Annotated in this window: 15 protein-coding genes and 3 pseudogenes; 5 read left to right on the forward strand and 13 right to left on the reverse strand. The window is 60.1% G+C overall.

What is annotated here, in order from left to right:
• Positions 1 to 669 precede the first annotated feature (669 nt).
• Positions 670 to 1,277, forward strand: a pseudogene (locus tag KZO24_RS30320) (dienelactone hydrolase family protein).
• A gap of 27 nt (positions 1,278 to 1,304) precedes the next feature.
• Here KZO24_RS30320 and KZO24_RS30325 read toward each other — a convergent pair.
• The 3 genes from KZO24_RS30325 to KZO24_RS30335 all read right to left on the reverse strand — a co-directional run bounded on the left by KZO24_RS30325 (position 1,305) and on the right by KZO24_RS30335 (position 3,920).
• The gene (locus KZO24_RS30325; RefSeq protein ID WP_486488038.1) at positions 1,305 to 2,141 is read right to left on the reverse strand and encodes an NAD(P)H-hydrate dehydratase; all 837 of its coding nucleotides are present in this window, start codon (positions 2,139 to 2,141) and stop codon (positions 1,305 to 1,307) included.
• A gap of 73 nt (positions 2,142 to 2,214) precedes the next feature.
• On the reverse strand, positions 2,215 to 2,985 hold the full coding sequence (locus KZO24_RS30330) for a histidine phosphatase family protein (RefSeq protein ID WP_486488039.1): 771 nt from the start codon (positions 2,983 to 2,985) through the stop codon (positions 2,215 to 2,217).
• A gap of 14 nt (positions 2,986 to 2,999) precedes the next feature.
• Positions 3,000 to 3,920, reverse strand: a complete 921-nt coding sequence (locus KZO24_RS30335) for an iron-containing redox enzyme family protein (RefSeq protein WP_486488040.1) — start codon at positions 3,918 to 3,920, stop codon at positions 3,000 to 3,002.
• Positions 3,921 to 5,251: 1,331 nt separating this feature from the next.
• On the opposite strand from KZO24_RS30335, the gene KZO24_RS30340 reads away from it, so the two are divergent.
• Positions 5,252 to 5,452, forward strand: coding sequence for a hypothetical protein (locus KZO24_RS30340; RefSeq protein WP_486488041.1), 201 nt, complete (start codon positions 5,252 to 5,254; stop codon positions 5,450 to 5,452).
• An 806-nt stretch (positions 5,453 to 6,258) separates the two neighbouring features.
• Here KZO24_RS30340 and KZO24_RS30345 read toward each other — a convergent pair.
• Positions 6,259 to 6,543: a hypothetical protein gene (locus KZO24_RS30345; RefSeq protein WP_486487322.1), complete on the reverse strand. Its 285-nt coding sequence runs from the start codon at positions 6,541 to 6,543 to the stop codon at positions 6,259 to 6,261.
• A gap of 173 nt (positions 6,544 to 6,716) precedes the next feature.
• Here KZO24_RS30345 and KZO24_RS30350 point away from each other — a divergent pair, with 173 nt between their 5' ends.
• The gene (locus KZO24_RS30350; protein WP_486487321.1) at positions 6,717 to 8,024 is read left to right on the forward strand and encodes an IS701 family transposase; all 1,308 of its coding nucleotides are present in this window, start codon (positions 6,717 to 6,719) and stop codon (positions 8,022 to 8,024) included.
• 1,535 nt (positions 8,025 to 9,559) lie between these two features.
• Here the strand turns inward: KZO24_RS30350 and KZO24_RS30355 are convergent.
• The 4 genes and pseudogenes from KZO24_RS30355 to KZO24_RS30370 form a co-directional block, all read right to left on the reverse strand.
• A complete protein-coding gene (locus KZO24_RS30355) occupies positions 9,560 to 9,946 on the reverse strand; it encodes an outer membrane protein (protein WP_486488452.1) in 387 nt (128 codons plus the stop codon).
• 2 nt (positions 9,947 to 9,948) lie between these two features.
• On the reverse strand, positions 9,949 to 10,164 hold the full coding sequence (locus KZO24_RS30360; RefSeq protein WP_486488042.1) for a hypothetical protein: 216 nt from the start codon (positions 10,162 to 10,164) through the stop codon (positions 9,949 to 9,951).
• A gap of 269 nt (positions 10,165 to 10,433) precedes the next feature.
• The gene (gene rpoD / locus KZO24_RS30365; RefSeq protein ID WP_486488043.1) at positions 10,434 to 12,476 is read right to left on the reverse strand and encodes an RNA polymerase sigma factor RpoD; all 2,043 of its coding nucleotides are present in this window, start codon (positions 12,474 to 12,476) and stop codon (positions 10,434 to 10,436) included.
• A gap of 357 nt (positions 12,477 to 12,833) precedes the next feature.
• Positions 12,834 to 13,469, reverse strand: a pseudogene (locus KZO24_RS30370) (cold-shock protein).
• 592 nt (positions 13,470 to 14,061) lie between these two features.
• Between KZO24_RS30370 and KZO24_RS30375 the strand changes: the two are divergent.
• Together KZO24_RS30375 and KZO24_RS30380 are read left to right on the forward strand one after the other, a co-directional pair.
• The gene (locus KZO24_RS30375; protein ID WP_486488453.1) at positions 14,062 to 14,592 is read left to right on the forward strand and encodes a hemerythrin domain-containing protein; all 531 of its coding nucleotides are present in this window, start codon (positions 14,062 to 14,064) and stop codon (positions 14,590 to 14,592) included.
• Between the two features lie 40 nt (positions 14,593 to 14,632).
• Positions 14,633 to 15,172 carry a hemerythrin domain-containing protein gene (locus KZO24_RS30380; RefSeq protein ID WP_486488044.1) on the forward strand — a complete coding sequence of 180 codons (540 nt, stop codon included), beginning with the start codon at positions 14,633 to 14,635 and terminating at the stop codon, positions 15,170 to 15,172.
• 336 nt (positions 15,173 to 15,508) lie between these two features.
• On the opposite strand, the gene KZO24_RS30385 is transcribed toward KZO24_RS30380, so the two are convergent.
• The 5 genes and pseudogenes from KZO24_RS30385 to KZO24_RS30405 form a co-directional block, all read right to left on the reverse strand.
• Positions 15,509 to 15,742: an HWE histidine kinase domain-containing protein gene (locus KZO24_RS30385; protein ID WP_486488454.1), complete on the reverse strand. Its 234-nt coding sequence runs from the start codon at positions 15,740 to 15,742 to the stop codon at positions 15,509 to 15,511.
• 3 nt (positions 15,743 to 15,745) lie between these two features.
• Positions 15,746 to 16,156, reverse strand: coding sequence for a low affinity iron permease family protein (locus KZO24_RS30390; RefSeq protein ID WP_486488045.1), 411 nt, complete (start codon positions 16,154 to 16,156; stop codon positions 15,746 to 15,748).
• 53 nt (positions 16,157 to 16,209) lie between these two features.
• Positions 16,210 to 16,865 (reverse strand): annotated as a pseudogene (locus KZO24_RS30395) (DUF6766 family protein).
• A 71-nt stretch (positions 16,866 to 16,936) separates the two neighbouring features.
• Positions 16,937 to 17,542 (reverse strand): cysteine hydrolase family protein, encoded by a 606-nt coding sequence (locus KZO24_RS30400; protein ID WP_486488046.1) that lies wholly within the window; start codon positions 17,540 to 17,542, stop codon positions 16,937 to 16,939.
• Positions 17,543 to 17,590: 48 nt separating this feature from the next.
• Positions 17,591 to 17,779: a DUF3606 domain-containing protein gene (locus KZO24_RS30405; RefSeq protein WP_486488047.1), complete on the reverse strand. Its 189-nt coding sequence runs from the start codon at positions 17,777 to 17,779 to the stop codon at positions 17,591 to 17,593.
• Between the last annotated feature and the right edge of the window lie 120 nt (positions 17,780 to 17,899).

The raw sequence follows: 17,899 nt of genomic DNA on the forward strand, positions 1-17,899 counted from the left end.
GATCGTCGCGGAAAGGGCGTGCTGCCCGATCAGGAAAGCCATGAGGGCAAAAGAAGCGAGGGATCGAACGACAACGCCGGACAAGGTGAGGGATGCGGGGCATCCTCGCGGGCAAAGCGCACGTCCTGCCTGGCGTCGTAGGAAAGTGAACAGGCATCGGCAGGGGCCTGAGGTTGGATTGAAAGGGCGTTTGGATCGACCGCGCCTGCTCGCGGGAATCGAGCGACGGCACTCGCGAAGCCGCAGATGGCCGGGACCGACCAGTCGGGGCTCGTGCTCCTCGTGTGTGTGTCGATCCTAGAGGCACCGGGCCGGGTGAACCGGCGACGCCTGGAGGGCCCGAGACGAAGTCGCGCATCGAGATCGATTGGGTTACTGGAAAGCGCATCGCTTTTTTGGTGAGCGCACGATGCTCCGGCTTCGGACTGCCGCGGTGCGCCGGGCATGGCGTACCGTGATCGTGCGCGATTGCTGCGAACCTCGACCACGCTCGGCTGTTCAAGAGCATGGGTTCGAAAAAGGAAATGCGATAGTGTGTGATCCACGCAGCGGCCTGGCAGGCCAGCTCCACGTTTACAACGACGGCGACGTCACTCTTCATGGCGAGATTTTTCCCCCGTCGGTGCAGCCAATGGCCGCGCGGCCCTGATTGTCCATGAAGCCGATGGCATCGGTGGGAATGTTCGGCGCCATGCCCGCATGCTTGCAGAGCTGGGCTACTTCGCCTTTGCGGCAGACATGCACGGCGGGGGGCGGTCCTGGAAGGTGAAGCGATCCAGGAAGCGCTCAAGCGCTTCCGCGCCGAGCCTGATAGGTTGCGCAGTCGAGTCCAGGCCGCGCTCGCCGCGCTCAACGATATCTCGGGACTGGAGCCTGAAGACATCGTCGGGCTTGGGTATTGCTTCGGCGGGTTCTGTGTCCTTGAGCTCGCTCGTAGCGGCGTGCCGGTTCGCGCGGTTGCAAGCTTTCACGGCCTGTTGAATACGTCTCGCCCTGCGTCGCGCGACACGCTAAAAGCGCGGATCGCGGTGTTCACGGGAGGACTCGATCCGCTCGTGCCGCCTGACCATATCGCGGCATTTCAGGCTGAAATGGCCCTGGCAGCAGCGGACTGGCAGCTGGGTATCTATGGCCGCGCCCTCCATAGCTTCACTAACAGCACCGTTGATGCACTTGGCGATCCGACAATGGGATACCACGCCGAAGCGGATGAAGGCTCATGGGCCGCGATGCTCCGGTTCTTCGACACTTCGTTCGAACGATCCAATAGCGGCTGAGGTCGAGAAGGTTTGTTTGCCGGGCTGTCAGGATTGCCCCGCTGAATGCATCAGACCGGGAATGACCGGAAGCAGGTCACTGGCGAGGAAGCCGAGGGGCGCTATTGTTTCGGCACACCGGCGTCCGGCCTCGCCATGGAGCCAAACCGCCCACAGCGCTGCGTCTAATGGCTCGCAACCGCGGGCAAGCAACCCTCCTGCTATACCGGCGAGAACATCGCCCGATCCGCTGGTCGCAAGCCCGGTCGTGCCTCCATTGAAGCCGTAGATCGCCCCTGAGGGATCGGCGATGGTCGTGCAGGAACCTTTGAGTACGACAACGGCATTGAACCGCTGGGCAGCGAGCCTGGTGATCGAAACTGCCTCAGATGCAAGATCTGCCCCGTCAATGTCGAGCATTGCGGCGATCTCGCCGGGATGAGGGGTCAAGAGGGCAGGGCGCGTGCGTTTTTTCAGCCGGTCCGCGTGCTGTGAAAGCGACATGAGCGCGGCGGCGTCGATCACAACGCTATGATCGAGCATGATGCTGTCGAGGAGCGTATCGACAAGGAGCGATGCGTGATTACGGCACGACATGGCTGGACCGACCACGATTGCGTCGCACTTGCCCACGAGCGGTGAGATTTCGGACGCGGAAGCGGCGATTTCCCCCGACGCGCTGGCGGGAAGGGCTGCAATGGCCGCTTCCGGAAAGAGCGTGCCGATCATATAAGCAATCGGCGCGACAGTCGCGATCCTGACCTTGCCGGCGCCCGCACGCAAGGCAGCCTCCGCGGTGAGACGCACGCCGCCGGGCACCTCGAGACATCCACCAATGACCGTTACCCTGCCTCGGGAATTCTTGTCGACTTCGCCCGAAGGCATCGGCAACGGGTGATCGCGCAGAGTGGCACGATCCAGCGGCGCTACGACCGGCGGGGAAACGGACGTCCCCCGGTCAGCCACGCGCAGCAACTATGGAGTCAGGCGCCCGCGTTGTTGCCGTACCTTCGCGCTTGAGAGGCGCTGTGACATTGTATCGCTGCAGGGCGAGGCGGTCATCCGCCGGCTCCAGGTTGTACCGGGTGATGCTGCAATTGGCGACATCGCCAAGCGCGTCGATCTCCAGTATTTCCGCTTCGGACAAATTCTCCAGGACATAGCGCATGCATAACACCACGACCTGGTGCGCTACGATCATCACGCGCTTGCCTGCGTAGTGCAAGGATACGGTATCCATTAGCGCGCGCAGGCGGAAAACGACATCCACCCAGCTTTCTCCGCCCGGCGGGCGATGATAGAATTTTCCAAGAACTTGCCGAAAATGAGCCTGCTCGGGCTGGAGCTCGCGAATTCCCGCGCTCGTCAATCCGTCAAGGATACCGAACTCCTTCTCGCGAAGTCGCTCGTCCAGGCAAATGCGCAGGTCTGCCGAACATCCGCCCGCCTCGCGGAAAAGTTCAGCCGACTGGACCGCGCGCAGATAGGGACTGGACAGTATCACTTCCGGCCGCTGACCTTCACGTCCGTCCGCAAACCAGTGGCCTAGCGCGCGGGCCTGCTCTTCGCCCAATCTGGACAGAGGCATATCGACGTCGCGATGCTCGAGCGCGATACGGGAATGCCCTTGGGCATGAGCCTCATCGCGCGCCACGTTACCGGCGCTCTGGCCATGACGTACCAGCCATAGCGTGCTCGGCCACCGGTGTGATGCTGGCATAGGTGCCATCTGGTCGGGCCCTCTCAGGCCGCCAGGCTGCGATCAGCTCCGTCTGCCCAAAGTTTGGCGCGGTAGCGCTCGAAGCACATCTTGCCACACAGAAGCCGGATCAGCGCGCCTTCCGCAATCGCAGCTGCGCGGTTGCCATCTTCGGATATGAGTGGTCGCAGCGCTTCCTGGTTCCAGGTCTGGCTATGCTTCACATCAAGAACTGCATGGAGATCGAAGTATCGCCGCTCCCGATTTGACAGACCAATTCGCCGCAGGCCCTTTGCCACTAGCGCGGAACGGCCCGGAGCAGTCAGTTCGATCACCCCCAACGCACCCACGGAATGCCATGCATAGCGTCGTGAGGTGGCCATAGCTGTCATCGCGTTCGCAAGCGCGAGACTTTCCGGCACCGTCGATTGTATCGAGGGTGCGACATCCAGCGCTTCAGCCACAACGTGCAGCATGGGGCCGTGCATTCCCTTGGGATTGCCACAGCCCATCTCGTCCCAGTAATTGCGGGCCAGTTCCATCTTCGCCTGATCGGGGAGCTTGATCTGCGTCATCGCCACCAGGTCGTCGAAACCAGCTTCGCCCGCAGCCTCCTGCTCGAAGAACCACCTCAAATCGTCACGGGAAGCCGCCTCGGCGAGCCACGGGAACAAGGGGTCGTTCTGCCCCGGTCCGGTTTCGGCGAGATTTTCGAACCATTCGACGAACCCGGTCGGATCACTGGGCGCTTCCATTGCCTGCTCTTGAACAAGCCCACGCATGTGCTCGATGAACTCCCCTTCGAGGATGTGCATCCGCGCGTCGTTTTGCAGTTCTTCGCGCCAGTTCTGGCCAGGGAACTGCGGTGCAAGTCTCTTTCGGTTCCAGACCGCCAGCGATTGCTGAAAATCGTCGGAGAAGTAAAAATCGATCAACCGATCGGATTGGGCGGCAAGGGCCAGCATCAGGGCATTCCTCAATTTTATTGTGGTTCGTGACTTTCTGAAGTCATGACGAGCGAGTGTGATTATGTTCGGGCCCAGGGCGGATTCAGGCCGTGGCGCGCCGATGAAGGGGGCGGATGTGGCGTGGATGCCTGCCTCGATTTCCCAGATGGCCGTGCGTTGACGTACGAAATCGGGATGCCGTACCGCTTCAAATCCTCGATCAGGAGATCGCAGCAAGGGGTGCGGGGTATGGTTCCGATGAACGCCTTTTCCGGGAACACGGCACCGAACATGGCCAGGGCGTCCCAGGCCGTTCTGAAGTGCTTGACGGTATGGCCTTCCCGTTCAAGCCGCGCTCTTGCGGCATTCGTTTCTTCAGGCAGCGCGGCCAGGAGAAGGACAGGAGATGACACGATTGGATCCGGCATATGCCGATAATTCCGCTGCGCCCATCCCGGCTCCCGCGTCTATCTCAAAAACTGTCGCAATACGACGATCAGACGCGGAAGAACGACGAGATGCTGGAGGCAGGCGATTGCGTGGTTCGGGTGACTTTGCAAAGCGGAGCGGATCCGCTCTGAAGTGGTAAGGCGGCCTTCGGCTTGAGTTTCGCTTGAAAAGCACTTGAAGGTATCGGGCGGGTAGGCGGCTTCGTACAAACGATAGCCCACCTTGATCTTGCTACCTGCAGGCAGGAGCATGCCCCGGTGCCGGCGTGCATCATGCTAAGTCGCAGGCCGTCCCGTGGCTTCTGCGGTGGAACGTCCAGCCGCTGTTTCTCCTATACAGGCAGGTAGGCAGTGCGACCGGCGCACCGCGGCGCCCATATACAAAGAAAAACCGGAAACGTCCCGTCGCAGAAAAAATTGGGGCAGTCCTACTGGCATGTCTCGCCACGGCTTATGAGAAGCGCCTTGGCTTGATACATCACAGCCTTCTCGCGGTGGGCGTATACGGCAGCGAGGCACCTCCCGCGCCTCAGCGCGTCCTCGGCCTTGTGGGCTTCTTGCTTTGCTCTGCGCCGCAGTCGTTCAGCCGTAAGCTTCACCGGCGTCTCCTGGCGAATCGATGTTGTGATGTTAGCACCCGATGTGACACAGACATTGCGATAGTGCCGAATTGAGAGGACAATGCGCTAGGCTGTGGCGTTGAATAATACCAGCCCCCCACCCCCGAGCAGCAGCAGATGATCGAAAGAAATCCGAGCTACCCCTGGATGCGCCGCGCGTCTCATACTTAGAAAATCTCGATGTCCAGCGGCCTACGATTGCGAAGCTCATCCTGACCTTGGCGATAGAGCCGGCGGACGAACACGCGTGGTTGAAGATCGGTGCCGAATGGATCTTTGGATGGCGACGTTCTACGCTGGTTTTGCGCTGCCGAGCGCGGATGGGCGCCTCATCGAACCGGTGATCCCCGCTTCGGCGTTCGTGCTGAGCCGCTCTGGTATCAGCGCGGTCGCGCAAAAACGTCAACTCGTCGCGGGTGCAGGAATCAACCCAACATGGATCAATGGTTTTTTGTTCCATCGGTTCCCAGATGAGACCTGATCTCAGATTCGGCGGGGAGTGACCGCACTACGGAGTACGTAAGGTGTCCCTGTACCCACCAAAAACGCTGCGTGAAGCAGCCCGAAGTGCAGCTTCATTCCAGCGCTCCGCCCTTGGTTATCTGCAGCACCCGGAATGGGAAGCGCGTATCCGGAAGGATGCGGATCGCCTTGTTTGCGTCCTACAGGAAATGGGCTTCGAGCCGTCAAGCGGGTCCAATGATTGATCCGCGACAAAGGGGACTTGGCAGAGACCACATTAGTGGCTCTGGTGACGGCGGGCGGTGATATCCGGAGCCAGCTCCGCCGGCCCGGCGCTGAATGGTGGAAGCCCGGCCGGGCCAAGCGGCCGCATGCTATGGTATCTGCCCGGGAATCCACCAAAATCGACTGGGTCCCGGGAACGTTGGTAAGGTTATAAAGCCGCAACTTTGTCGCGGCTGCGGATCGACTGGGTAGGGAGGCATTCAGTCTCCCGGTCCAACATCCGAAATCCACCATCGAACTGGCGCTGCTTATGGTTGCCTTCGTTCCAGCTGTCCGAGATATTGTAGCGCCTCGCGTATCGCCTGCGGCTTGGCGCCATCATTTCACGGTCACCAGGACCGATATCTCTCTGGTAAGCGCGGCGTCGGGGAGCGACAAGCGGTGCACGAAAGTTGCGCGGCACTTCGAAGCGCAGGCGGGCGGCGACACCTCAAGCGAGCGCGGCCCACTCACGATCCGGGCTATCCGTTCGATCAGGGGATGCAGTAACTCGCCGGCTCATCGGCCTCAAGCACTCAGCTCGACTTTGTACGTTTTTGATCAGGTCCAAGTCCAGAAGATGCTGTTTTCAGCGACGTGGTCGAGTGCTTGATCGAGGGGCAAGACGCATCCGCCCATATCATCGATATCTTCCCATTTTCGCTGGTGTGACCAGTAGCCGAGCCTGACTTCGTCACGCGTGCCGACAGGCTTGAGGTGGGCGATGGGTGCCTCGGTTGCCAGCAGATAGAGATGGTAAGCGCCTTTGTTCTCATACCATCCGACGCCGCCGCCGTTGGCCGCGTCGAACGTTTCGATGCGCAGAATGATTTCCTCGTCTTTCATGGTGCATCCATTGTCGCCGTCAGGTCACAGCATATTCGAGTCACCTCACCGCATGGCAACAGCCTAAGCGTTGCAACGTGCTTCAGTCAGGATTCGAAGCATGGGATGTTGGACCAGAACAAGGCCGTGATCGGCGATCCCGTCCCCCAGATCCTGCGCCAATGGCTGCAGGCATGGCGTCCCTGCTTTACGGCTCCCAGTTGGGAGCATGTACTTGTTCTTGTGATGGGGGGCTGCTGGCCACGGGCAAACGGACCGTCACGTCTTGCCTGCGTGTGACCGGCCGGGCCGATGCTGCCAACTTTGCAACCTATCACCAGATCCTCAACCGCGCCCGCTGGAGCTCCCGCGCCGTTGCCAGGCGTTTACTGGGCATTGTGGTCGAGCGGATCGTCCCCGATGGTCCTGTGGTCATCGGTATGGACGACACCATTGAGCGGCGATGGGGGCGCCGGATCACCGCACGGGGTATCTACCGCGACCCGGTCCGCTCCAGTCACGGCCATTTCGTCAAAGCTAGCGGACTGCGCTGGCTCAGCTTTATGGTGCTCACCCCGGTGTCATGGACCCGCCTGATCAAGGCGCTGCCAGTCTTGACGTTGCTCGCTCCTTCGGAACGATCGAACCGTCAACGCGGCTGTCGTCATAAATTGCTGACGGACTGGGCCCGGCAGGGCGCGTTGCAGCTGTCTCGCTGGCTGCCGGGTCGGCGGATCATCTTCATTGGCGACAGCAGCTTTGCTGTCCACGAACTGGCACATGCAATTGTTCGCCGGGCCACACTCATCAGCCGCCTGCGGCTCGATGCCAACTTGTTTGCACAGCCTGCGAGGCGAACGGCACGCACGATGGGGCGCCCCGCACAGAAAGGGCGAGCACTACCAAAACTCAAGACGCTCCTCGCCAACCCGGCGACACGCTGGACCAGCATTCTCGTCTCTGCCTGGTATGGCCATGCGGGCGGCAAGACGCTCGAGATCACATCTGACATCGCCCTATGGTACAGGCCCGGCACCCCGGTCTTGCCGGTTCGCTGGGTCCTGGTTCGCGATCCTGACGCAAAGCGCGACCCGCAGGCCTTCTTCAGTACCGACATCACCCTCGAGCCCGCCGAGATAATCGCCCTCTACGTCCGCCGATGGCAGATCGAGGTCACCTTTGCAGAAACCCGCGCTCACCTTGGTGTCGAAACACAGCGCCAGTGGACCGACAAAGCCATAACGCGAACCACGCCGGCGCTGCTGGGTCTCTACAGCCTAATATCGCTATGGGCCTGCGATCTGTTGACCATTAAAAGCACCCCTTATTCCGCCGCCTGGTATCGAAAAACCAACCTGACATTCAGTGATGCCATCGGAGCTGTCCGTCTCCAACTCTGGGTCGGCGACATTAATCAACACTCCCCGCCGCACCCAGAACCGCACTATATTCCCACAACCCGCCTAAAACGCATGGCTCAGGCACTATGCTTCGCTACCTGATCGTACAAAGTCGAGCTCAGACCCCGTAATTACAGACACCTCGTGCCCATTAAGCGGCATCCTTTACGGGCAAGCGCGTTTTTGAACGACCCGCATGACGCTACCCTCAGTTGCGCAGCCGTGAGGAACGGGGGCCACCCTGCGAGTTAATATGCCGATCCAAACAGCAATCAGAAGAGATGATCGTGCTTCGCAAAACCGTTCTGCTCAACGGGGGCCCTGCCACGGTATGACCGTAGGATGGGATGGCGGAAATGAGCTACGAATGATCAAGTGTCTGAAGGGTTTCGCACTCTGGCCGCGCAGCGCTGCCCGACCATTGATCGAAAGCGAGGCCTATCGAACGTCCATCGATCTGCCCTCGATCTTCGTTTGGGCCGCGGGGCGTGCTTCGAACTGATGGATCACGGTGCGATCGACAGTCGGGTTAAACGGAACAGGAAGCAGCCTGACGCAGCCGGCCCCATGGACGTTGCCTTCATCCTTCTTTGCGGCTTGTCGCAACGCAGGCGACGGCGCCTTTTTGCGCTTCCGGAACTAGCGAGTAACAATTCTGGTTCGGGAAACCTCTGCCTGTACTCGCGTTTCACGGAGTAATGCGCCTTGAGCGCTTTTTGATACGCTGGAGCCGCTGATGCGAAATACCAGGAGAGACTCTTCGACACCTCCGGGTGGCCACGAAGGTGGCAAACCGTCAAAGTTCAGATTCCTCATCGTCGGGATAATCCTCATGGTCATCGCGGCGGGAGGTATCACTGCGATGAGCGTGGGGATTTTCGACCGGCCTGGCCCCGATCAAGGCGCGGCTGAAAAGGCACCCGCCGACTGACGCTGCAAGTGTTCTTCCGACACCGCTCTGCGGACCATGCCGGGCTGGGATTTGCCGGGCAGGTTTACGTGCGGGGCCGGTTGCGTCACCAGGATTTACTAATGATCGTGCCTGTAGCCGATGCCACCCGGCGCTCTATCCTTCTTGTAGTATACGCCACCTTCCAACTTTTCGCGAGTTTTCCGGAAGCGTCAGGAACCACTGGTGTTCAGGCGCTCGGCCGGGAAGGGTCCGTCGAACGCTTCGATGTCGGGGCGGGTTCAGCAATCAGCATGTCTGGCTGACGCTCCCGGGCGACCACTCGCCTTCCACCTGACGGTGAGGGAAGCGGTGGATTGCAACACCCTCGTCGTGTTGCCGGAGCAGGCGCCGCAGGCGCATCTCGCGCACCAGCGCTGGCCCTCCAGGCCCGCTCGTGTATGCCACCGCAGTGCCAGGTCCGGTACCGGACCGCGGTGGATGAGATGTTGGCGCCGGAGGCAAACCTCTTGCCGTCGGTCAGCCAGCAATTTTCACGCGCCGGTCAAGGAACCGCAGTTTCTCCATTGGGGATGGCTTGGACTGGTCGAGCCTGCCCGGGTATGGCTGACTACACTCGAGATCATCGCTGCGTTCGCCTCTGCCACCGAGCGATAAGGGTTCGGACACGAAATAGGCGCCCTGGGCCGAAGCCCAGGGCGCCTTGCTCTCATCGCCGCCTGGCGATTTAGAAGCGGTACCCCAGCATTGCAGCAACCTGATGACGATCGGGCTGGAGACCGGTGCCTTCGTAGTGACCGTAGTCGGAATAGCGGTACTCGACGCGCGCAAGGAAGCCCGACACGTTGGTTTCTACGCCGGCGCCCAGACGGTACCCTTCGAGCTTGTCGCTTCCGCTCAGCAAGGCTTCGCCATCGTCGTAGCTCGCCTTGACCTTGGCGTTCGTGTAGCCGCCCTTGGCATACACAAGGAAGCCGGGGACCAGCTCTCCGCCGAGGCGGACGCCGGCGTAGAGGTCGCGACCGGTCTTGAGGCTCGCGCGATCACCCGGCGTGAAGATATTGTCAGCGCTCTCCTTGACGTTGGAGTCGGCGTATTCGCCCTCGACGCCCAGGACTACCCCTTGATGTTCTTGTCGAAGCCGACCACGCCGCCGAAGAGCACTCCGTCATCGCTGCCGCCGCCAATCGGCGTATCGATGCGAATCTTGTCCCAACCGGCCATCGCTGCAACGTATGGACCATCGAATGGCACGTTTGCATCCTGTGCCACGGCGGGAGCGGCGAACGATGCTGCCAGCGCGAAAGCGGAGACAGCGATAATCTTCTTCATGATAGTTTTCCTGCATTTTCAAAGGTCGGTACACCGACGCCTGCTGAAACAGAAAAACGCCCCGACGGTTTCAAACGATGTTTCGCTTGTGCCAAAAGTTAGCTTTAGTTGCATAAATGTCACAAGTGGGTGGGCCTGACAGATCCCTCCGCGCCCACTGCTCCTGCTCGTTGCAGCTGCCTCTGCATCGCATTCATCCATGGCGGCGATAAAGTTCGCCAGCGAAGTGCGCGGGTCAGGCTTCCCTATATGCCCGAGGGTAACCGTCCTTAATCGAGGAACGCTCGCATGATGCGTGACCGGCTCGGATGCTTGAGCTTGCGCAGGGCCTTCGCTTCGATCTGGCGGATACGTTCGCGGGTCACCGAGAACTGCTGCCCGACTTCCTCAAGGGTGTGATCGGTGGGCATGCCGATGCCGAAGCGCATGCGCAGCACCCGCTCTTCACGCGGGGTCAGCGATGCCAGCGTGCGAGTGATCATTTCCTTCAGGTTGTTCTGGATGGCCGCGTCCACCGGGATGACGGCGTTCTCGTCCTGAATGAAGTTGCCGAGGCTGCTATCTTCCTCATCACCCACGGGCGTTTCAAGCGAGACCGGTTCCTTGGCGATCTTCAGAACCCGCTTCACCTTTTCGAGCGGCATCGAGAGTTTCTCGGCCATTTCCTCGGGGGTGGGTTCGCGACCCTGGTCATGGAGGAACTGACGGCTGGTGCGAACCAGCTTGTTGATCGTCTCGATCATGTGAACCGGGATGCGGATTGTGCGGGCCTGATCCGCGATCGAGCGGGTGATCGCCTGCCTGATCCACCAGGTCGCATACGTCGAGAACTTGTAGCCGCGACGGTACTGGAACTTGTCGACCGCCTTCATCAGGCCGATGTTGCCTTCCTGGACGAGGTCCAGAAACTGCAGGCCGCGGTTCGTATACTTCTTGGCGATCGAGATCACCAAGCGCAGGTTCGCCTCGACCATTTCCTTCTTGGCGATGCGCGCCTCGCGCTCCGCCTTCTGGACCATGTTGACGATGCGGCGGAACTCGGGAAGTGCCATCCCGGTGGCAGTAGCGATGTCCGAGACCTCAAGGCGGATGCGCTCGGCAGGTTCAGCCTCGCTTGCTGCAAAGGCAGCCCAATTCTTGTCCGTCGCGGCCGCTTCGGCGACCCAGGTTTCGTCCAGTTCGCGGCCGGTGTAGGCTTCGAGGAAGTCGGCGCGCTTGACCTTGTGACGCTCGGCAAGGCGCAGCATCTGACCGCCCAGCGTCGTGAGCCGACGGTTGAAGGAGTAAAGATTGTCGACCAGATGTTCGATCTTGGTCGCATGGAAATGCACCGATTCCACCTGCGCGGTCAGATCCTCGCGCAGTTGCAAATACTGGTCTTCCTTGGCGGCCGGGAAATCGATGCCCAGCGCCAGCGCTTCGAGACGATCGCTCTGCAGACGCTCGAAGGTGCGGAACAGTTCGGTGATAAGCGCGAACTTCTCCAGCGCTTCCGGGGTAAGCGCGGCTTCCATCTGGCTGAGGGAGAGGGTGTTGTCCTCTTCATCGTCCTCGACCCTGCGCTTGGGGATCGGGTTGCCGTCCTCGTCGACTTCCTCCGAGTTGTCCTCGGCGGAATCGTCATCGTCCTTGAAGGTAGGACCGGCGGTGGCGGCGGAAATCTCGCCGTCGGCTTCACCGTCCTCGCCCAGATTTTCGGGCTGCGGCTCCTTGGAGAGCATCGCGTCGAGATCGAGGATCTCGCGAAGCTGCATCTCGCCATTGTTGAGCGCTTCGGACCAACCGATGATCGCGTGGAAGGTCATGGGGCTTTCGCACAGCCCCATGATCATCATGTCGCGGCCGGCTTCGATGCGCTTGGCGATGGCGGCCTCGCCTTCGCGGCTGAGCATCTCGGCTGCGCCCATTTCCTGGAGGTACATGCGTACCGGATCGTCGGATCGCCCGGCGGTGTCAGCCTTGCGGCTTTCATTGTGGCTTTCACCGGCGCGGAGCAGGGAACTGCCCTCTTCGGCATCCGAATCCGGATCGGTGTCATCGTCGCGGCCATCGACGGCGTCTATGCCATCATTCTCGCTCTCATCCTCGTCGTCATCGTCGTTCTCGATGATCTTGACGCCCATTTCCGAGATCGCGGCCATGATGTCCTCGATCTGATCGGTGGTCATCTGGTCCTGCGGCAGAGCGGCGTTCAGTTCCTTGACCGAAATGACGCCCTTGCTTTTGGCGCGGGCGATGAACCGCTGGACAGAGCCTTTGTCCAGATCGAGAAAAGGAGAATCGTTGGCGCCGCTGCGATCGTCGTTGGTCATGCAATCCGTTGTCGTCTTATCGGCCCCTTCACGACGACAATTTCGGCGTGAAACGGCTGGGTTTTTAGATCATCAGGCTAACGGGGTACCGGGGAGCAGCCTTTCAGGCAGGAATGAACCACCGCTGGTCTGGGGATCAGGTAATGTGGCCCGGCGTAAATTCCAGAAGCAATCTGGTTCGCCAAGAGCAGGGTATGCTGCGCGTTCGAATGAGGACTGCACGTCCTTGCTCCAGCAGACAGCCTGTCGAAGGCGGCTTTGGCCTGGCCTTCGACATAAGGCCACCTCGATCGCGATACGATCGAGGCAAGCCGGAGATGAGGCCATGGCCGCCGGCGGCAGCCATGGCCGGATCCGTCAGCGCTGGACCAGATTCACGGCCGACGCCTTGCCGCGGCGATCGATCTCGATCTCGAATTCGAGCTGATCGCCTTCCGAAAGGCCGTGCAGACCGGAGCGCTCGACGGCGCTGATGTGCACGAACGCATCAGGCTGGCCATCATCGCGCACGATGAAGCCGAAGCCCTTGCTACCGTCGAAGAACTTGACGGTGCCGGTGGCCTTTTCACCAGTCGACTGGCGCGGAGCAGGAGCGGCAGCCCGCTCACGGCGTTCGGCCACGATAACCTCGCCGAAGATGGTCAGCTCGGACGCGGAAACCTTGCCGCCTCGCTCGACCAGCTAAAATTCCAGCTGCTGGCCTTCAGCCAGCGTTTCGAGGCCGGCGGACTGCACGGCGCTGATGTGCACGAATGCATCGTCGCCGCCACCTTCAAGCTGGATGAAGCCGAAACCCTTGTCCGGGTTGAAGAACTTGACCGTGCCACGGCCCTGACCGACAACCTGACCCGGGCCGCCGCGCGAACCGCCGCCGCCGCCAAAACCACCGCCGCGCGATCCACCGAAGCCGCCACGCTGGCCGCCACCCCAGCGATCATCACCGCCGCCGAACCGATCACGACCGTAACCGCGATTTCCCCTGTCGAATGTCATTTTCCTCGTACCTTACGCTACGCTCGAAGAAACCTGTCCTCGCGAGTGAACGTAGCACGCAAGGCCGCCAGCCCTTTTCAGGATGCAGGATAAATGGCGATAGCAGTGTAGCGGTCCCTTGGCGACCAGAGTTCTGCGAGCCGCCTGAAGGGACCAGGAGATCATCGGATCTTTCGGTGTCAATGGTGCGACATTGCAGAGGTAGCCTGGCGCGCCACGATGGAACCCGACAACAGATTTGCACGTGGCGATATAATTTAAAGAAGCGCGGGCTCTTGCTGGCCGCACCGGAGCCATTCTTTCTCCCTCTGGAGATCCTGCCGTTCAGAGCCCTGACGTTGCGTGCAGCACTGGCGGAGGCGGGACATGCATGGTCGAGCCGCGCATGACGCAAGGCCGACCTCTGCGATTTGGAAGCGATATGCCATTGGTGCCTGCAAGCCGGTCGCTCGCTTGAGCTATGAGCGCCTGACGCCAGGAGATATGTATTGCCATGCTTCTGAGACTGATCCGCAACAGGAGCGAAAGTGTCTATTGCCGGTTATCGCAGAAGGCAGGCCACCTGCCGAAAGATAACAGTGAAGGAAAGACCATGACCAAGAAAGCGCAGGATGCGATCGCCTTGCTCAAGGCGGATCACCGTACTGTTGAGGAGCTGTTCGAGAAATTCGAGAGCGCCAAGGCTCCGGCCAAGCAGGCTACGCTTGCGAAGCAGATTTGCACCGAGTTGATCGTTCACACAATCATCGAGGAAGAAATCTTCTACCCCGCCCTCAAGGGTAAGATCGAGGACGACATGTATGACGAGGCGCATGTCGAGCACGATGGTGCCAAGTTGCTGATTAGCCAGATACTGGCCGGAGAGCCTGGCCAGGATTTCTGGGAAGCCAAGGTGACCGTCCTGTCCGAGGAAATCAAACATCACGTCCATGAGGAAGAGATGCCCAAGGAGGGCATGTTCGCGCAGGCGCGCGCGGCTGACGTGGATCTGGATGCACTCGGCGCTCAGATGGCCGAGCGAAAGGCGGAACTACAAGCCCAGTTCGAAGCCGAAGGTCTGCCCACTCCGACCACGCGGACACTCGGTCCTGTCGAGATCGAGCTCGGGGCTCCCGTTGCCTGATACCTGACGATCAACGTCGCGCCCTTGAACGGAGACAATCATGTCCATCATCGACAAGGCCATAGCGGCCATCACACCACCCGAGAGCGCTGAAGCACGTGCTAAAGCCCGTGAGAAAGCCGAGGCAGCGGCCTTGCCAGGCGACTGGCTCTCGCAGATTCTTGCACACCATCGGGAGATCGAGTCACGGTTTGCCGCGGTCAAAGCGGCAAATGACCCGGCGTCCCGACGGGCCGAGCAGAAGAAACTCGGGCTTTTGCTGATCGCGCATTCGCTTGCCGAAGAGGCGGCCGTCTACCCGGCTCTCGCAGCCGACCATCAGGTTGGCCATGCTGAACTCGCGTATCAGGAACAGTCGGCCGCTAAAATGGAAATGGGCCTGCTGGAGCGTGTCGATCCCATGAGCCAGGATTATATCGACAAACTTGAGCACATTGAAGGCGCAATAGCCCACCATGTCTATTCGGAAGAGGGCACGTGGTTCACGAAACTGGCAAAATCCGCCTCACCAGAAGAGCTAGCGCTGGTCACGGCCCGCTACAGTGAGGAATTTGCACGATACATGGGCAACCACCCCTAAGAACATCGTGCTGAGCCAGGGCTATCTACAAGGGTGCGTTGCATTGCGACGCACCCTTTTCATAGCAGACAGGCCAAGGTCGAGAAAACCCGAGCGGGACGCATAAGCCTTCGGCACGAAAATCGAACTCCGCACCGCATCCCTTACCACGAAGGGCGCGTAAGCGCATCCGCGAGCCGAAACCACCGTCGGTCGCAGGAGGTTACCCCAGGCCGGCCAGTTTTAGGCCATCGGATCTTCAGGGACTCGATATTCCCCTCAACATGGAGCCCAGGCAATCGTCACCCTTCCGATCAGATTGGCAAGAGCCCATATTTCGCTGCGTTCGTCGCCAGTTCATGGAGAACCATTGGCAAGCTGAAGCGCGCGTTCAGCTGAGATTTCCGCCCCTGACCCGCTGTTTTCGAACCACTTAGCGACCTCAGCTGCGAAAGGCGATACCGCCCGCTGAACGATATGGGTGACGTCGAGCGCCTCGCAAGCGCGCCGGGTGAGTAGATCATGGCCATCAGACAGGGCGAAAAGGCCCGCGTTGAAAGCCTCCTTTTCTGCGCCGGGGCTTCGCGAAATGTATCAGTATCGAGCGAGCAGCCGTTCCACGCTAGGCGCTGCGGTCTTCTGCTTGTTGTCTTCGTCCTTGATGTCGGCTTCGAGCGCTTCGCGGATGCGAGCGATCTGCGCATCCGTCAGATGCTCGATGCCGACGAATTCCACCCGTGCCTTGTCCAGCGCCCTGATAATTTCGTCCAGCTTCGCCTGCATGGCCGCGCCGTCACGATTCTGGCTGTTTTGTATGAGGAAGACCGCAAGGAATGTCAGGACCGTGGTCGCGGTGTTGACGATCAGCTGCCAGGTATCGGAGTAGTGCATGAACGGGCCGCTCACCGCCCACACGACAATGAACAGGGCGGAGATGATAAAGGCCAGCGGCTGACCCATCAACCGGGCGCTCTTGGTGGCAATGCCGGTGAAGATTCTATCCATCGCGGGGCTCCGTTGTTCGTAATTGTTGTCGCCCCCTCCATCGTTCAGGCTGTTTATTCTCCTGTCTGCGCGTGCGGCGCTCCCACCGGCTTTGATTCCGGAGATTCTCGCTGGCGCAGGAATATGGAAAGGACCACCAGCACAGCAGTCGAGAGAAATTCGCTCTGCCAGTTCTGAAACGATTCAAACCACAGCTGCGCATCGCCAAGGTAGGCAAGGACGGTCGCAGGTGTTTCCCCATGTTCCAGGGCCTCTTGCGCTGAAGCATTCGCGCTGTTGATCCAGTGCATCGTGAACGACGCGACAAACAGCAGGATCAATGCCAGGCCAAGGGAGCGAGCGTATATCGCGCGCCAGAGCGGACCTGTGCGCAAGATTGACGGTGCACCGTGCTGTCGGGCTTTCTGGTCCAGATCGTTGTCGCGCGGGGAGCATCCGGGTCCTTCGATTCCGCCGATCCACGCTGGATCAGAAAGGCCGTAAGCACGACGTAGGCTGCCATTTGCAGGAACTCGCTTTCCCAATTCTCAAAAACAGAGGAGAGGAATTGGGGGCTAACGGCATAGGCAAAGAGTGTTAGGTCGGGTTGGCCATGGCGCCGGGCATCTTCCAGCTCTACATACCATCCTGAGATCCACTGTCCGAAAATGCAAAACGCGAAAAGCGTCAGGAGGGCGATCGTCAGCCCGTTGTCTCTCAGCAGTCGCATCCCAAAGCTCCTGGCCGAATTTTGCTTTAAATAGAAACGCGCGAGAAACAATTAGGTTCGAAGACCACAGGCTAGTCCGTCAGCCCGGCAAGCCACTCATCCAGGGATTTCTCCGATGAGGCGGTCGTATCAGCCCCCATACTCCGGGCCATGATCTCCAAAGCCCATCGTCCCCTTTCATCATTCTCGGCGGCCACGGCATCTTCAGGCACCCACAGGTCATATTCGCGCATATGGGCATCAGCCGCAGTGAACAGCACGCAGATGTCGGTAGCGATTCCGCTCAGCACCAGTTTGCTGACGCCGAGCTGCGGCAGCAGCACTGGCAGGTTCGTGGCGTAGAAACCGGAGAATTGCGGCTTGATGATGAAGAAGTCGCCGCACTCCGGCTTCACCATTTCTGTGACCGGATTATCTTTTTCGAGCGCCTTGGCGACGAGCTTGGAAGCCTCTGAATGCCATTCGCCAAAATTATCGTTGACGTATACGACTGGCCATCTCCGCGCGCGAAATCCTCGCCGTAGCTGATCTACACGGCGTGCCGCTTCGAGCGCTCGGGGCTCCAAGGCCTCGGCCCCTTCAAAATCGAAGCAGTTGACCATATCCAGGATCAACAGGGCCGGTCTATCACCAGAGTTTGGCGAAAACTCTGCGGCGGGCTTGTCCTCGCAATCCATAGAAACCTGCCATGAAATCGGGGTCGGGCCTGGTCGACGCCATTCCGCTCATTTCCTGGTTATCTTTTTCGCCTCAGCGTCCAGCGTCTCGCGATCATTGCCAAATCGGTCGATGAGATCCTGCCCCTGCTCGACAGTCAGACCGTGCTTTCGAGCAAAATAGTCGACCTCGTAGACCTCGCCGCCAGCGACCGTGCGGCGATCGGCGCCGCCGCGCAGTGATTTATCATCTGCCATGATGCAATTTCCTGTTTTGCCGCTGTCTGAATTTGCAACCCGTGCCAAAGCCGGGAGTTCCGGGGAGGTTGTCTTGGTGCCGTGTTATCGCGTGCTCCCACGCCGCCAGCCGACTCAGCT

Source organism: Novosphingobium sp. NFX11, from assembly GCF_057376415.1.

Bases quoted from the DNA above. Each gene is read 5' to 3' on its own strand.
- KZO24_RS30375 (WP_486488453.1), top strand. From the start codon at position 14,062: ATGACCAAGAAAGCGCAGGATGCGATCGCCTTGCTCAAGGCGGATCAC.
- KZO24_RS30325 (WP_486488038.1), bottom strand. From the start codon at position 2,141: ATGCCTTCGGGCGAAGTCGACAAGAATTCCCGAGGCAGGGTAACGGTC.
- KZO24_RS30330 (WP_486488039.1), bottom strand. From the start codon at position 2,985: ATGGCACCTATGCCAGCATCACACCGGTGGCCGAGCACGCTATGGCTG.
- KZO24_RS30390 (WP_486488045.1), bottom strand. From the start codon at position 16,156: ATGGATAGAATCTTCACCGGCATTGCCACCAAGAGCGCCCGGTTGATG.
- KZO24_RS30340 (WP_486488041.1), top strand. From the start codon at position 5,252: ATGGCGACGTTCTACGCTGGTTTTGCGCTGCCGAGCGCGGATGGGCGC.
- KZO24_RS30345 (WP_486487322.1), bottom strand. From the start codon at position 6,543: ATGAAAGACGAGGAAATCATTCTGCGCATCGAAACGTTCGACGCGGCC.
- KZO24_RS30405 (WP_486488047.1), bottom strand. From the start codon at position 17,779: ATGGCAGATGATAAATCACTGCGCGGCGGCGCCGATCGCCGCACGGTC.
- KZO24_RS30400 (WP_486488046.1), bottom strand. From the start codon at position 17,542: ATGGATTGCGAGGACAAGCCCGCCGCAGAGTTTTCGCCAAACTCTGGT.
- KZO24_RS30380 (WP_486488044.1), top strand. From the start codon at position 14,633: ATGTCCATCATCGACAAGGCCATAGCGGCCATCACACCACCCGAGAGC.
- KZO24_RS30350 (WP_486487321.1), top strand. From the start codon at position 6,717: ATGGCGTCCCTGCTTTACGGCTCCCAGTTGGGAGCATGTACTTGTTCT.
- KZO24_RS30335 (WP_486488040.1), bottom strand. From the start codon at position 3,920: ATGCTGGCCCTTGCCGCCCAATCCGATCGGTTGATCGATTTTTACTTC.
- rpoD (WP_486488043.1), bottom strand. From the start codon at position 12,476: ATGACCAACGACGATCGCAGCGGCGCCAACGATTCTCCTTTTCTCGAT.
- KZO24_RS30360 (WP_486488042.1), bottom strand. From the start codon at position 10,164: ATGAAGAAGATTATCGCTGTCTCCGCTTTCGCGCTGGCAGCATCGTTC.